Raw genomic sequence first — 14,146 nt, 5'->3', positions numbered from 1 at the left:
GCAGCCTGAGTCGGTGGTCTAGGGTTGGCGGCTTCCCTCCTCACGCAACAGCGCTTGCAAGGTATCGAGCCGGGCACCGTCGAAGGCCATGACGGTGCCTTGCTCGAACACCCGGCGCGCCAGCCCGGTCAGCACCGCACCGGGCGGCAGTTCGATCTGTAGCCGCACGCCACGCTCGTAGGCGCTTTGCACGGTGCCGCGCCAATCGACGACGCGGCACATGTTGAACGCCAGGTCGTCACGCAGGGCCTCGGGGCTGATCACCGGGCGGGCGCGGCTGCCGCTGAGATAGCCCAGGGTTGGCGCTTTCAACGCCACATCGGCAAACGCTTGGGCCAATGCTTGCGCCGGAGCCTCCAGCAATGGGCAATGGGACGGCACGCTCACCGCCAGCCGACAGGCCTTCCCGGCCCCCAGGCTTCGCGCTCGCTTGGCAACGTTGCTCATTGCTTCGTCGCTGCCGGCAATGACCACCTGATTATCCGCATTGATGTTGGCCAGGTAGACCGGTGTGCTGTCGCTGTGCACCTGTGCCAACAACGCTTCCACTGCCGCGAGGTCGAGGCCGATGATCGCAGTCATGCCGTAGCCTTGCGGATAGGCTTGCTGCATCAACTCACCGCGCAGGCTGACCAGTCGCAACGCCTCGTCAAACCCCAGCGCACCGGCCACCACCGCCGCCGGATAAGCGCCGATGGACAGCCCCGCCACGTAGTCCGGCGCAGGCGCCCGTTCCAACAGTTGCCGGGATGCCGCCACCCCGGCGATCAACAGGCACAGCTGCACGGCACGGGTCGATTGCAACGCCTCGGCGCTGTCCAGTTGCAGGACGTCCTCGCCGAGCACATCACCCGCCTCACCCAGGATTTGCGGCGCCAGGCCATGGAGCATGCCTGCTCGCTGCGCACCCTGGCCGGGAAACACCAAGAGGCTGCTCACGCGACATCCTCCAACGCCGACCGCCAGGGATCGCTCACCAGCCGTGCCTGCCGGTCATCCTTGAGCAAGACCCGGCGTGCCGAACCCGCCCACTCGCGCAGGGCGACGGCGCCGCAAGGCGTCTGCAATTGCATGTCCACCACGCAAGCCGATGCATCCAGATGCGCCAGCAATTCCCTGGCCTGGAGGCGATCCAACCGCTGCGGCGTGCGCAGGATCAGGTCGAGGTCGCTGCGCTCATGCAACGCCTCGATGCCACTGGCGAGTTCGAACCCGGCGCTACCGCTGACGCCCCAGATCCAGCCACTGGCGTCGAGCATCGGGCGCAGTCGGGACAGCGCTTGCAAGGCTGGCAAGTCGCGAGTCGGCACTACGTGACAAAGGTCTTCTGGCCGGACGCGACGGGCAATCGCCGCGATCGCCATCGACGTTGCATAACGCTGCTCGCGCAAGCGCCCGCGCACGCCAACCGCGATTTGATCCGGCGCCGTCAGCGAACGCCGGACCACTACCGGTTGACCGGCGCCGATCGACTCGACCGCCCATGCCGGCGCGCCCACGGGCAACTGCTCCGGGGTCAGTCCCCAGAGCAGGTCATGGGCCAGGTAAGGATTCACCACTGCGCTCTCAGTAATTGGCGAACCGTGCTGGAGGCGGCGCGATGGTTCGCGCCCAGGCGACTGCTCAAATCCCGAGGCGCCCCGGCAATATCGTTGATCGCCTGTTGCAGGCAATCACTCACCTGCGCCAGGTCAACTGCCGTCGGCTGTTCGATCTGCTCCACCGACAAGGTTTCCCAGAGCAACCCCAGGCTGGCGAAGCTGTCGATGTCATAAGCCATCGGCGGCACGCTGGCGGCCAGGGCTTCCAGCTCTTCGACACTGCGCAGGGTCACCCGCGCCGCCGAAGCCTTGCCCATGGCGTGGACCATCACCCCCGGGTCCCGCAGGGCAATCAACCGGTTGGCCTGGTAGCCGTGGGCCAGGAACGCTCCGGACATGGCCTTGCCCACCAGCAAACCGATCACCGGATGCCCGGCCAACCGCGCCCGGGCATAACTGTCCGCCGCACCGGCCAAGGCCTGGTGAATGCCCAAGGCTTCTTCGCGTCGGCCATAGGCCTGGCTCGGCACATCGACAATGGCGATCAGCGCACGCTTGTACGGTGCCGCGCGGTCAGCGTCGATGGCATCGTCCACGGCTTTGGCCAAGCCCCAGCCCTCCAACAAGCCGACTTCACCGTTGCGAGCCCGCGGGAAACGGTTATCGGGATCGGCCACGACAGCCAACAGACGCACGTTCTGTTCACCCAATCTGACGTCGGCCACTTTCAACGAAGCAGGCAATCCGTCCACCGGTTTGGCGCCGCCGCTCAATGCCTCGAACCAGCGCAAGCCTCTTAATGAATACGCACTCATGGGCGTTCTCCCTGATACAACTGGCGAACCGCTGCCGGTTCGATTTGCACTTGCGTGTCCAATCGGGCCAGGCGTTGCAGGAACAACTCAGCCTGGCCGCTGCGATGTTGGGCGGGAACGCCCAGGTGCAGCAACTGGCTGACCTGTTGGCGGATTTGCGTCACATCATCGGCCGCATAACGGTCCACCAGTGCCGTGGCGAAACGCTGTTCACCGCCGGTCAGGCTCCAGATGAACGGCCGGTCGCGGGAGTCGTATTCGTCGATCCCGGCTTCCTGCTCGATCACTTGCGGACCGTTCAGCCCCAGTCGCGCCTCCTGGGTCACCAGCAGATAACTGCACAGCCCGGCGGCGATGGACATGCCGCCAAAACAACCGACGCTGCCGGCCACCACGCCCACTACCGGCTGATACTGACGCAGGTCGACTATCGCCGAATGAATCTCGGCAATCGCCGCGAGCCCGAGGTTGGCCTCCTGCAAACGCACGCCACCGGTTTCCAGCAGCAATACGGCGCGGGTCGGGATGCCCTTGCGGTTGTCCTCGGCGGCCAGTTCCAACGCACCGGCAATCTTCGCCCCACCGACTTCACCGAGGCTGCCGCCCTGGAACGCGCCTTCGATGGCGGCGATCACCACCGGCAGGCCATCGAGCGAACCCTTGGCGATCACCACGCCGTCATCGCTTTGCGGCACTACGCCCTGGCGTAACAGCCACGGCGACATGATCCGTTGGAACGGATCGAGCAGTTCGCGGAAAGTACCGTCATCGAGCAAGGCTTTCGCCCGTTGCCGAGCGCCAAGTTCGACGAAGCTGTGCTTGTTGAGCAACGCTGCGCTGTCAGTCATGGCCGATCTCCTCGAAGCCTTGTTCCAGGCGCAAGCGCACCACGCCGGGGGTGGCGCCGAAATCGTGGATGTCGATGGACAGGGCCGGCGGCGTCTGGCCGTCGAACATGCGGGCGAACAGGTGCTGCCAGCGTTGTTCGCTGCCATTGACCGAGGTCTGCACCCGAATGCTCAGCTTGCCCGCCAGCCCCGGCTCGATCAGCACTTCCAGGTCTCCCGAGCCGACGCAGCCCACCAGCGCCCGGCCCCGTGGCGGCTGCCCGGCGGGAAATTCAAAGGATAAGGTTTCCATCAGCACACTCCAGGAAAGAGGCCATCGCCGCGTTCGATACGGTCGAGAAACAGGCAGGCGGCGAGCAAGTCGGCAGCGCCCCCGGGCGAGGCGTTCAAGGCAATCAGTTGTTGGTCGAGCGCGTGCAACTGGCGGCGACCGCCCAGGCTCGCACTGCCACCGGCATCGAGAACCGCTTTGGCGCCGTGCTGCATGGCTTGCAGGCCCTTTTCACCGGCACGGTAGAGCACGCAAGTGTCGGCCAGCGTGGTCATGATCGCCAGCAACGCATCGAGCCGGGCGTTCTGCTCACCCGCCCCCGCCGCGCGGCTGCGCTTGAGTTGCGGCAAGCCCAGGCCGGTGACCGCCGGGAACGCCAATTGCGCTTCTTCCCGGGCACCGCGCACGCCGTAGCGTTGGGCGACCTGGGCGCCGTGGCTCAGGGGGGTTGGCGCGAAGCGGTCGGTGAGCAAGGCCAGCCGTGCGGCACGCAAGGTGACGGCGCTGGCGACGCTGGATTTAGGTTCCAGCGCCGCCGCAGCCACGAGCAAACCCAAGGCCCAGATCGCACCCCGGTGGGTATTCACGCCGTTGGTGGTGGCGAGCATTGCCGCTTCACCCTCACGGCCGATCCGCCCAAGGGCTTCGCGCAGTGGCAAGCCGATCTCGCCACAGCCAAGGGCGGCGTCGGCCATTTCCTTGAATGCGGGCCACAGCGACAGCGCCGAGGCATGCATCAAGCCCAGGTGCAGATCGGTGTGGGCGCCATTGCCGCGCCGGTCCACCAGAGCCGGCTTGGGTGACAGGTCGGCTTCGTCGATCAGCGCATCCACCGCCATATCCGCCAGGCGCTCGGCCAAGGACAGTTTTTTCGGTTGCAGGTTGAAGGCGTGCATTTACCAGCTCCTGAACTTGGCGGGCGGGTTGTAGAGGCCACCGGACCACTCCACCAGATCGGCCACGCTCTTGGCCGCGAGCAGCTCGCGGGTGGCGTCGGTGCGGCGGATACCGAGGTCTTCGGGCAAGGCGATCAGCCCTTCGCGGCGCATGCGCGCGGTGTCTTTGGGGTCGTGGCGCAAGCCGATGGCGGTAACCCCGGCCACGGCGGCGATCATTGCCTGGCGCTCCTCCAGGGAGCGGGCCTTGTACAGGTAGGCGATGCCTTCCTCGGTCAGCAGGTGGGTGACGTCGTCGCCGTAGATCATGATCGGCGCCAGGGGCATGCCGGCCTTCTTCGCCACATCCACTGCATCGAGGGTCTCGACGAAAGTCGGTTTGCCGCCCTCCTGGAACGTCTCGACCATCTGCACCACCAGCTTCTTGCCACGTTCGAGCAGCGGTGCCTCACTGTCGCCGTGACGCATGTCGAGCCAGGCCGGCGTGCCGTGACGACGACCGCGCGGGTCGTGGCCCATGTTCGGTGCCCCACCGAAGCCGGCCAGGCGACCACGGGTCACGGTGGAGGAATGGCCGTCACCGTCCACTTGCAAGGTGGCGCCAATGAACAGGTCCACCGCGTATTGCCCGGCCAGTTGGCAGACCATGCGGTTGGAGCGCAGCGAGCCATCACGTCCGGTGAAGAACACATCCGGTCGGGCGGCGATGTAGTTTTCCATGCCCAGCTCGGTGCCAAAGCAATGCACACTTTCGACCCAACCACTTTCGATGGCCGGGATCAGGGTTGGGTGGGGATTGAGGGTCCAGTTGCGGCAGATCTTGCCCTTCAGGCCAAGGGACTCGCCGTAGGTCGGCAGGATCAGTTCGATGGCGGCGGTGTTGAAACCGATGCCGTGGTTGAGGGACTGGACGTTGTGTTTTTCATAGATCCCACGGATCGCCATCATCGCCATCAGCACGTGCACAGGCTTGATGTGGCGTGGGTCGCGAGTGAACAGCGGTTCGATGTAGAACGGTTTGTCGGCCACCACCACGAAATCGACCCAGGACGCCGGGATATCCACCCGAGGCAGGTCGCTGACGTCGTCCACCAACTGGTTGACCTGGACGATGACGATGCCATCGCTGAAGGCCGCCGGCTCAATCAGCGCCGGGGTGTCTTCGGTGCTGGGGCCGGTGTAGATATTGCCGGCGCGGTCGGCCATGAAACCGGCCGAGAGCACCACGTTGGGAATCAGGTCCACCACCAATCGGGCATAGAGCTCGATGTAGGTGTGGATCGCGCCGATCTCCAGCAACCCGTCTTCGAGCAACTGGCTGATGCGCAGGCTCTGGGTGCCGGCGAAGGAGAAATCGAGCTTGCGGGCGATGCCGCGTTCGAACAGGTCCAGGTGCTCTGAGCGGCCGACGCTGGGCATGATCATGTGCAAATCGTGCAGCTTCGAAGGGTCGACTTTGGCCAGTGAGCGCGAGAGAAAATCCGCCTGCTTCTGGTTATTCCCCTCCAGCACCACACGATCGCCAGGCAGAATCAACGCCTCCAACGCCGCAACGATTTTGTCGGTGGGCAACACCACACCGTCGGCAAGCCCCTTCACCAGTTCGAGACGCCGCTGCTTTTCGCCGCGCCGCCGCGTCCAGCGCGAGTCGGGGGATATTGTTGTTGTCATGACCACTCCACGGGTTCGCTGTCGTGGGGGTCACATTAGGAGTGTTGGGGCGAGGGTATCAATCAAGCTTGGTGGTGGATCGTTACGGTTGGAGTAATGGTTTGCGAACACGGCCCTTGTGGCTGGATTCGAATTCTGTGGCGAGGGGGTTTGTCCCTTCGCCACAAGAGTGCGCTCGACTTTAAGCGCGGGTCGACAATGTGCAGCGCCCGATGGGCCAGTAACTCGCTGAGTCGATCATCTGCTGGATGCCGAGGGCAAAATGCCGGGGCGAACCTTCAAGGTCGAAAGCCAGCTCGTTGAGCATGACATTGGCGCAGGCGAGGGTTTCGCTGAGGTTGGACAGGAGGCATTCGCTGTCGAGGTCATCCACGACAGTGAACAGCTGGCCTGGGGGTCGTTTCTTTTTGGTTTGAGGTTTGGGGTCGAGATAGAAACTGAGGGCGCGCTCGGCCGCTTCATCAAGCTTTTGCGAAGCTTGGCCGGCATGGGCTGAGGTGGGATCGGTTTCGGGGGGATTGGGTGTGGCTTTGAACATAGGGTGCCACTCCGTTTACTGGTTGGAGCTGCCACGTTCGTTTCCAAGCGAGGGGGTGGCAGCCGTACGCAGGTTGGAAAACCGGGGTAAACGAGCCCGGCAGACCCGAAGGTCTCCCGCGCACAGCTGCCATAACGAAAGCATGGTCAAAAAACGACCGCAAGCATACGTTATGAAGGGCGCTTTCGCGCCGTCTACTTATCGGATTTCCAAGCCCGGCCGCTGAATTTGCAGCGACGGGAAAAGACTAGCGACAGCTCTTCCCACCCGGCAACCGCCAGAGCTCGTCGGAAAAATCAACTTGAGTCAGGAAGTGTGTCCGACCATTCCCACAACGCTTGGTCGGCTGTCAGGCCGCCATCGCGAGCAAGCTCACTCCCACACTGGTTTCAGTCGTTTATAAGATCAGTGCCCACCGCCAATCTTGTGGGAGCAAAGCTTGCTCGCGATAGCGGTGGGTCTAATTGCATCAATGCTGAATGTGCCGCCGCCTTCGCGAGCAAGCCCGCTCCCACAATTGAATTGGGTACACCCGCAAGAGCAGGCCGGCTATAAGGCCGCCTTCGCGAGCAAGCTTTGCTCCCACAGGTCCAGCCCAAACAGGTCTGATGGGTGTACACCGCCCGCAAGAGCCAGGCCGGCTGTCAGGCCGCCTCGTGGTGGACGTTGATTTCGGCGCCCCGTTAACCACGATGGCCGAACGTAGGTATTGCGTAGTGGGCATCCCGGCATGGATGCCGAGGTAGCCGCGCTGGGCCATGGATGGCCCTTCGCGGCGGGCCCACGGAGCAATGCCGGAGTGAGGGCATGCCGAGCCTAAGCGAGGCACCGAGTGGTGGGGCAGAAGCGCTTTGGTTACTTTCGACTGGGCCGGCTTCCGGGCTTTTCGAAAGTGCCCCGCCGTCAGGGCGGAACCATAAGCAGCCGTTACCGCAGAAATGGATATGTACTCAGTAAGCCGCCTTCGCGAGCAAGCTCGCTCCACAGTCTGGCTCAAATTCTTACCAGCCCCGCCGCCGCCACCAACTCTTCCAGCGCAAGCAGGTCCGGCACTTTCGCCACATGCTCGCCCACCTGCACCGCCGCCTGTTCCAACCCGCACAGCGGCACGTCGACGTAGCTCAACTGGCTGTCGAGCTTGTAGGAGCGCGGAATGCCTTGCACCAGCAGGGCAATGAAACGCAGCTCCGGTCGCCCGCCAAGGGCGTTGAGCACGACGATGCGTGCTCGCTCACCAATCACGGTTTTCTGGCCGCAGGCCGACTCGAAGCTCAGCAACGGGATTTGCCGTTCGCGCCAGCTCACCCAGCCCAGGAACCATGGCGGAGTGTCCATATCGAATGCGCTGCTCTGGTAGTCGATCAGTTCGGCCACGGCCACGTTGGGCAACACCAGGTGCCGGTCGGCCAGTGGCAGCAGCAGGCCGGTAAGTGGGCTGGTGCGCTGATGAAGATGCAAGTCATGCATGGGTCTTGCTCCAGTGCGCGATGCTGTCCAGTAGCACCGATTCCTGGTACGGCTTGCCCAGGTAGTCGTTGACGCCAATGGCCATGGCGCGGTCGCGGTGTTTCTGGCCGGTGCGGGAGGTGATCATGATGATCGGCAGGTGCGCCAGACGCGGGTCGTTGCGCACTTGGGTGGCCACTTCGAAGCCGTCCATGCGCGGCATCTCGATGTCCAGCAGCATCAGGTCCGGGGAGTGTTCGGCCAGCAGCGCCATGGCGTCCACGCCATCCTTGGCGGTGAGCACGTGCATGCCATGACGCTCCAACAAGCGGCTGGTGACCTTGCGCACCGTCACCGAGTCGTCCACCACCAGCACCAGCAACGGTCGCTGATGTTCGCCCTCGCCTTGCGCCGCTGTCGGGCGGCGCGGGACTTGGTGGGGCAAGGCTCGGATGGGCGCCAGCAGGTCGAGAATCAATACCACCCGGCCGTCCCCCAGGATCGTCGCCCCGGACAGACCCTGCACCGCCGAGAACTGCGGCCCCAGGCTCTTGACCACGATCTCCCGGGTCCCGGCGGTAGCGTCCACTTGCACGGCGACGTGCCGCTCGTTGCACTGCACCAGCAGCACTGGCAACGGTTGGCTCTGGCCCAACAGTTTCGGGCGGGCGCCGGTTTTCAACAGCTCGCCGAGGTAGCACAGCTCATAGCGTTGCCCGGCGTAGGTATAGGTCGGCGGGTCGAGCTGGTAATAGCCGTCCAGTTCGGCGGGCAACACCCGGACGATGCTTTCGATGGTGTTCAGCGGAATCGCGTACTGGTCTTCATGGCATTGCACCATCAGCGCCCGGTTGACCGCCACGGTAAACGGCAGGCGGATGCGAAAATGCACGCCCTGCCCCGGCGTGGAATCGATGATCATGCTGCCGCCCAGTTGCCGAACTTCTTCATGGACCACGTCCATGCCAACGCCGCGCCCCGAGATCTGGGTGATTTTTTCCGCGGTGGAAAACCCCGGTTGCAGGATGAACTGCAGCACGTCGCGGTCGCTGATGTCGCTGTCCGGCGCCAACAGGCCACGCTTGATCGCCTTGCTCCGCACCGCCTCCAGCGGCACGCCGGCGCCGTCGTCACGGATGTCGAAAATGATGTCGCCGCCTTCCCGGGACAGGTCGAGGCTGATGCGTCCCCGGGCCGGTTTACCAGCGGCTATGCGCACATCGGCCGGCTCAAGGCCATGGTCGACGGCGTTGCGCAGCATATGTTCCAAGGGCGCGGCCATGCGTTCCAGCACGTTACGGTCCATCTCGCCGTCGGCATTGCCAACCACGAATTCCACATCCTTGCCCAGTTCCTGCGCCACTTGCCGGACGATGCGCTTGAGCCGTGGCAGCATGCGCTCGAACGGCACCATGCGCGTGCGCATCAGGCCTTCCTGGAGTTCGGTATTGATGCGCCCCTGCTGTTGCAGCAAGACCTCGGCATCGTGATTGCTGCGATCAAGGGTTTCCTTGAGCTCGAGCAAGTCCGAGGCGGACTCGAACAGCGCCCGGGACAGCTGCTGCAACTGGGAATGGCGGTCCATTTCCAACGGGTCGAATTCTTCGTAGCCCAGGCGCTCGGCCTCCACCTGTTGACGGCTGAGGATTCGCCCCTGGGTTTCGGTATCCAGGCGCCGCAACTGGTCGCGCATGCGCTCGATGGTGGTTTCCATTTCGCCGAGGGCCACGCGTGCGTCGTTGACCTGCTGTTCGATGCGCCCACGGAAGATCGATGTTTCACCCGCCAGGTTCACCAGGTCATCGAGCAGTTCGGCGGAGACCTTGACCATGTCCGCCCCGTCGCCCGGGGCACCGGGGTCAGGTCTTGCGGGCGCCGCCGGCGGACTCACGATGGGAGTGGAGACGGGGGCCGGCTCCGGCGCCGCGACGGCCTGCGGCGCGGCATTCTCCTGGGGATGATTCACCGCCTGGATCTGCGCGATCAGCCGGTCGGCCAGCGGGCACGGGTGGCCGGCGCGCACCGCGTCGAGCATCTGCGCCAGGCGGTCATGGCTGCTTTGCAGCAAGGTGAACAACGCCGGGGTCGGCTGGAGCAGGCCCGCCGACAAGCCTTCATAGAGGTTTTCCAGCTCGTGGGCCAGGTCGCCAATGGGGACGATTTCCACCATGCGCGCACCGCCCTTGAGGGTGTGCAAGTCCCGCAGCAGGGTTTCCACTGCCTGGCGGTTCGACGGGTCTTCTTGCCAGCGCAACAGCGCCGCGCCTGAGCTGTCGAGGATATCGAAACCTTCTTCAAGGAAGATTTCCAGCAGCTCGGGATCATGACCAGCACCGTCGGCCTGGCTCGCTGCGCTCGTCTCGATGGCGTTAGGCTTGTCCTGGCGGAACCGTCGTATGGCGTCGATCAACGCCACGGGATCGCCCAACGGCTGGCCCTGCTGCAACTGTCCAAGCAACAGATCGAGGCGTTCGTGGCTGCTTTCGAGCAGTTGCGCCAGTTCCTTGCTGTAGCTGTAACGGCGGTCCACCAGTCCTTCGTAGAGGTTTTCCAGCTCCTGGGCCAGGTCGCTCACCGGCCGGATGTCGGCCATGCGCGCACCGCCCTTGAGGGTGTGCAAGTCACGTTGCAGCGAGGACAGCGGCGCGCCGTTATCCGGATCGGCCAACCAGCGTTGCAAGGCCTGGGCGGCGCTTTCGAGGATGTCCTGGGCCTCTTCGAGGAAAATCGACGCCAGATCATCCTCCATCGAGGTATCGGCGGGCGCGTTGCGTTCCATTTCCGCTGTTGCGTGGCCCAGCTCGCGGATGCTCAGGGTTCGGCTGCCATCGCTGCGGATCAGGCCGGTGGCCGACGGGTCGAGACTCTCCTGGAGCAAGCGGCGCAGGGCTTGGACCCGTTCCGGCTGCGCATGCACATGCTGCCCGGCCGCCAACTGGTCGAGCATGTCGATCAGCGCTTCATGGGCGAGCTGCGCTTGCCGGAAAAACTCATCGCTGACCGCCAGGCTGCTTTCTTCTACCGCACCGTAGAGGTCCAGCAGGGCTTCGCAGAGTTCATCCACCGGGCGCAGGTCGGCCAGGTGCGCGCCTTCGCCGAGGGTGGTCAGCTCATCGAGCAGCGCACTCAGCTCCTGGCCCTCGCCAGGGTGCTGCTGCCAGCGCTGCAAGAGGCTTTCGGCATCCAGCAGGATGTCCATGCCCTGGGCGAGGAAGTTGTTGATCAGTTGTGGGTCGCGTTTGGTTCGTAGCGCCTTGTCCGGCGCACTGTTGGCGGCGTGCAGGCGCTCGGCCTGCAGGGCCTGGGCGCGCCGGATCAGATCCGCGGCACCAGGGATCGCCGCCAGCGGCTCGCTGTGCAACTGGCGCAGGCCCCGGCGCAGCAGCCCTTCGGCTTCCATCAGCAACTCGACCTCATCCAGGTCGAGGGCAATCAGGTGCGCCCGGTATTCCCGGGCCAGCTCATCCATCGCACCAGCCAGCTCGGCGATAGGCAGCACGCCGGCCATGGACGCGCTGCCCTTGAGGGTGTGCAAGGCCCGCTGCAACTCATCGCTGGCCTGCAACGGCAAGTGGTCGGCCGCCTGGTCGAGAAAGCGATTGAGGCTGGCAAGGTGGCCTTGGGCTTCGTTATCGAAGATCTTCAACAGCAGCGGATCGAGGGCGGCCACGTCCTGCTCGTCTTCATCGTCCTCATCGCCGCCCTTGGCCAGGACATGGGCACGGGCGGCCAAACGGTCGACATCGTCGCGCTGGCGCTGACGATTGGCGGCGAATTCGGCCACCAGGTCCGGTAACAATTGCACCGTGTCTTCGATCAACTGGCGCACCGGGGCCTGCGGCTCGACGCTGCGCTCCAGCACCCGGTTGAGCAGGTTTTCCACGGCCCAGGCCAGTTCACCGAGCACCAGGGCCCGGACCATCCGGCCGCTGCCCTTGAGGGTATGGAAGGCCCGACGCAGTTCGCCCAGGGCAACAGGGTCGTCGGGATGCGCGCTCCAACGGGGCAGGTACTCACGCAGAACGTCGAGCACCTCGTCGGCTTCTTCGAGGAAGACCTCGCGCAACTCGTCGTCCACCGGATTTTCATCCATCGGTGGCGGTAACAGGCTGCCCGGGGTGCTCCTGGCCGGCGGATTGACCGCCGAGACCGGGCTGGCCAGCACCTCGGCCAAGGACTGCACCGTCTGCGGGTCATCCAGTTCCTGCAAGTCCTGCATGACCTGGGCTTCGTTGGGGCTCAACACATCATCGAGCACCGGCACCCGTGCTTCGTCAGGGAAATAACCGAGCGCGGCCAGGCTCCGTTCGACCCCGTCCAGCAAGGGCTCGCCAGGGGTTTCCGGGTCCTCGCTCAAGCGTTCCAGATAGTATTCGAGGCCGGTGATCACGTCGGCCAGGTGGTCGAGTTCTTCCCAGCCCGGCTGGGCCTGCTCCAGCAACAGATGGTCGCGGATGAACGCGTTGCAGGCTTCTACCAGGCTGGCGGCACGGCTCAGGGGAATCATCGCCAGCGCGCCGCGCACCTGGGTCAGCAGCGCCGGCAAGGGTTGTAGCTGCTCGCTGTTCCAGTCCGCGTCGATGTAGTCGACGATCATGTCCTTGGCCTGTTGCAGGCAGGTGTGGGCTTCCTTGATGACGATCTGGTGGATCTGGGTCAGGTCGGTGGTGGGCAGGTGGGTGTCTTCGCGGCTCTCGGGCTCGACGGTGCCGACCATGCCGGCCAGGGTCGCCTCGACATAGAGCAAGGCCCCGGCGACGTCCATGAGGGTCGCGTCATCCGGTTCGCGCTGGCCCTGGGCGAGGCTCAACACCACCGCCAACTGATCGATGATGACCTTGCGCGGTTGGCCGAAACCCAGCACCGCCAGGGTGTCGGCGATCTGCCGCAGCGGCGCCAACAGGCTGTCCAGCTCCGAGGCGTGCTGGCGATCGCTGCGTACGAACAGGTCCAGGCGTTCCTTGACCCGTACCAACTCCTCGCACAGCGCGGCGAGCACCGAGCGCATGGCGTCGCGGTCGGGCCCGGCCAGGCGTGCGCGTTCTTCGTCGACCATGGCGCTGTCGGGTAGCGCGTCGTCCAGTGAGTAGCGTTCTTTCATGATCTGCATCTGCCCGCTGGGATGTTCGGCCTTGGCAATATAGAACAACAAACTCTTGAGCAGGTGGGGCGGTGCCGGCTGATTGATGCCGGGCATGCCTTGCTCCAGCAGGCGCTTGAGTTCCTTGTCGGCTTCCTTGAACAGGCTGCGCAGCGCCGGGCTGTTGGCGATGCGCCCGTCACGCATGCCTTCGACCAACGCCGAGGCCACCTGCCATAACGCATTGAGCGGCGCCCCGGTACACAACGTTTCCAGGCGATGGAAAACCTTGGCCAGGTAACCGAGATGGGTCGCGTCGTCCTGTTCGCGCAGCAAGCCCACCAGGGCCATTTGCAGGGTCTGGCGCAATTTGCGCAAGGTGTTTGGCAGGTCAGCGGGTTCGAGACGTTGCAAGGCCTCGTCGCTGAGCGGCGCGATATCGGGCAATTCGGGGCTGAACAGGCTGGTTTCCGACAACAGGCTCTCGCCCCGGGCACTGCGCAGGTCGTTGATCAAGGGCAGTACCACCAGCGGCAGGTCGCGACGGGCACCTTGTACGCGGTCCAGATAGATCGGCAATTGCCCCAGGGCCTGGCTCAACAGGCTGATGGCTTCGTCGCGATGGGTCACGCGGTTGTCCTGCAGGGCGGCGCACAGCTGTTCCATCTCCTCGGCCAGCAACGCCGCACCGTAGAACTCGACCATCTGCAGGCCGCCATGGACCTGGTGAATGCAGGCCAGGCATTGCCCGAGGGCATCCGACGCCTGCGGATCGTCCACCAGGCGGTTGAGGGCCAGATGAGCCTGCTTCAGCGTTTCGGCAATCTCGCCCTTGACCCATTCCAGGGCCACGTAGTCGTGCCGATCACCCATAACCACTCCAAATCAAAGTCATATGCCGCAGGCGCTTATCAGCCTTTGTGGCGAGGGGATTTATCCCCGCTGGACTGCGGAGCAGTCCCAAAATAGCCAGCCTGGGACACAAGTGCTGGACTCAGCATTGCTGGGGGCCGCTTCGCAGCCCAGCGGGGATAAATTCC

Annotated in this window: 9 protein-coding genes and 1 pseudogene; all 10 read right to left on the bottom strand. The window is 64.4% G+C overall.

Annotated features, from left to right (window positions below):
• Window positions 1-18: 18 nt before the first annotated feature.
• Complete coding sequence (mdcH, locus tag AC30D9_RS09315) at window positions 19-939, bottom strand: malonate decarboxylase subunit epsilon (protein ID WP_307572461.1); 921 nt, start codon at window positions 937-939, stop codon at window positions 19-21.
• The gene (locus tag AC30D9_RS09310; RefSeq protein ID WP_307572463.1) at window positions 936-1,556 is read right to left on the bottom strand and encodes a malonate decarboxylase holo-ACP synthase; all 621 of its coding nucleotides are present in this window, start codon (window positions 1,554-1,556) and stop codon (window positions 936-938) included. Before AC30D9_RS09310 ends, mdcH begins: the two co-directional genes overlap by 4 nt.
• Window positions 1,553-2,356, bottom strand: a complete 804-nt coding sequence (gene mdcE / locus AC30D9_RS09305; protein WP_307572465.1) for a biotin-independent malonate decarboxylase subunit gamma — start codon at window positions 2,354-2,356, stop codon at window positions 1,553-1,555. The genes AC30D9_RS09310 and mdcE overlap by 4 nt, the downstream gene beginning before the upstream one ends.
• Entirely contained in the window at window positions 2,353-3,204 is an 852-nt protein-coding gene (locus AC30D9_RS09300; RefSeq protein ID WP_490143922.1) for a biotin-independent malonate decarboxylase subunit beta, read from the bottom strand. Before AC30D9_RS09300 ends, mdcE begins: the two co-directional genes overlap by 4 nt.
• Window positions 3,197-3,496 (bottom strand): malonate decarboxylase subunit delta, encoded by a 300-nt coding sequence (locus tag AC30D9_RS09295; protein WP_134926210.1) that lies wholly within the window; start codon window positions 3,494-3,496, stop codon window positions 3,197-3,199. Before AC30D9_RS09295 ends, AC30D9_RS09300 begins: the two co-directional genes overlap by 8 nt.
• Complete coding sequence (locus tag AC30D9_RS09290; protein WP_490143921.1) at window positions 3,496-4,371, bottom strand: triphosphoribosyl-dephospho-CoA synthase; 876 nt, start codon at window positions 4,369-4,371, stop codon at window positions 3,496-3,498. Before AC30D9_RS09290 ends, AC30D9_RS09295 begins: the two co-directional genes overlap by 1 nt.
• Complete coding sequence (gene mdcA, locus AC30D9_RS09285) at window positions 4,372-6,042, bottom strand: malonate decarboxylase subunit alpha (protein ID WP_307572472.1); 1,671 nt, start codon at window positions 6,040-6,042, stop codon at window positions 4,372-4,374. It abuts the gene before it with no gap.
• 185 nt (window positions 6,043-6,227) lie between these two features.
• Window positions 6,228-6,580, bottom strand: a pseudogene (locus AC30D9_RS09280) (DUF6124 family protein); the annotation flags it as partial.
• A 993-nt stretch (window positions 6,581-7,573) separates the two neighbouring features.
• Complete coding sequence (locus AC30D9_RS09275; RefSeq protein WP_490143920.1) at window positions 7,574-8,047, bottom strand: chemotaxis protein CheW; 474 nt, start codon at window positions 8,045-8,047, stop codon at window positions 7,574-7,576.
• Complete coding sequence (locus AC30D9_RS09270) at window positions 8,040-13,979, bottom strand: Hpt domain-containing protein (protein ID WP_490143919.1); 5,940 nt, start codon at window positions 13,977-13,979, stop codon at window positions 8,040-8,042. Before AC30D9_RS09270 ends, AC30D9_RS09275 begins: the two co-directional genes overlap by 8 nt.
• Window positions 13,980-14,146: the final 167 nt, after the last annotated feature.

This window comes from Pseudomonas sp. DF11, assembly GCF_058148565.1.
The sequence above is the reverse complement of the archived record's forward strand: the minus strand, read 5'-3'. Positions and strand labels throughout refer to the sequence as shown.

Coding starts and splice junctions, on each gene's coding strand:
- mdcE (WP_307572465.1), bottom strand. CDS start 2,356: ATGAGTGCGTATTCATTAAGAGGCTTGCGCTGGTTCGAGGCATTGAGC.
- AC30D9_RS09300 (WP_490143922.1), bottom strand. CDS start 3,204: ATGACTGACAGCGCAGCGTTGCTCAACAAGCACAGCTTCGTCGAACTT.
- AC30D9_RS09295 (WP_134926210.1), bottom strand. CDS start 3,496: ATGGAAACCTTATCCTTTGAATTTCCCGCCGGGCAGCCGCCACGGGGC.
- AC30D9_RS09290 (WP_490143921.1), bottom strand. CDS start 4,371: ATGCACGCCTTCAACCTGCAACCGAAAAAACTGTCCTTGGCCGAGCGC.
- mdcA (WP_307572472.1), bottom strand. CDS start 6,042: ATGACAACAACAATATCCCCCGACTCGCGCTGGACGCGGCGGCGCGGC.
- AC30D9_RS09275 (WP_490143920.1), bottom strand. CDS start 8,047: ATGCATGACTTGCATCTTCATCAGCGCACCAGCCCACTTACCGGCCTG.
- AC30D9_RS09270 (WP_490143919.1), bottom strand. CDS start 13,979: ATGGGTGATCGGCACGACTACGTGGCCCTGGAATGGGTCAAGGGCGAG.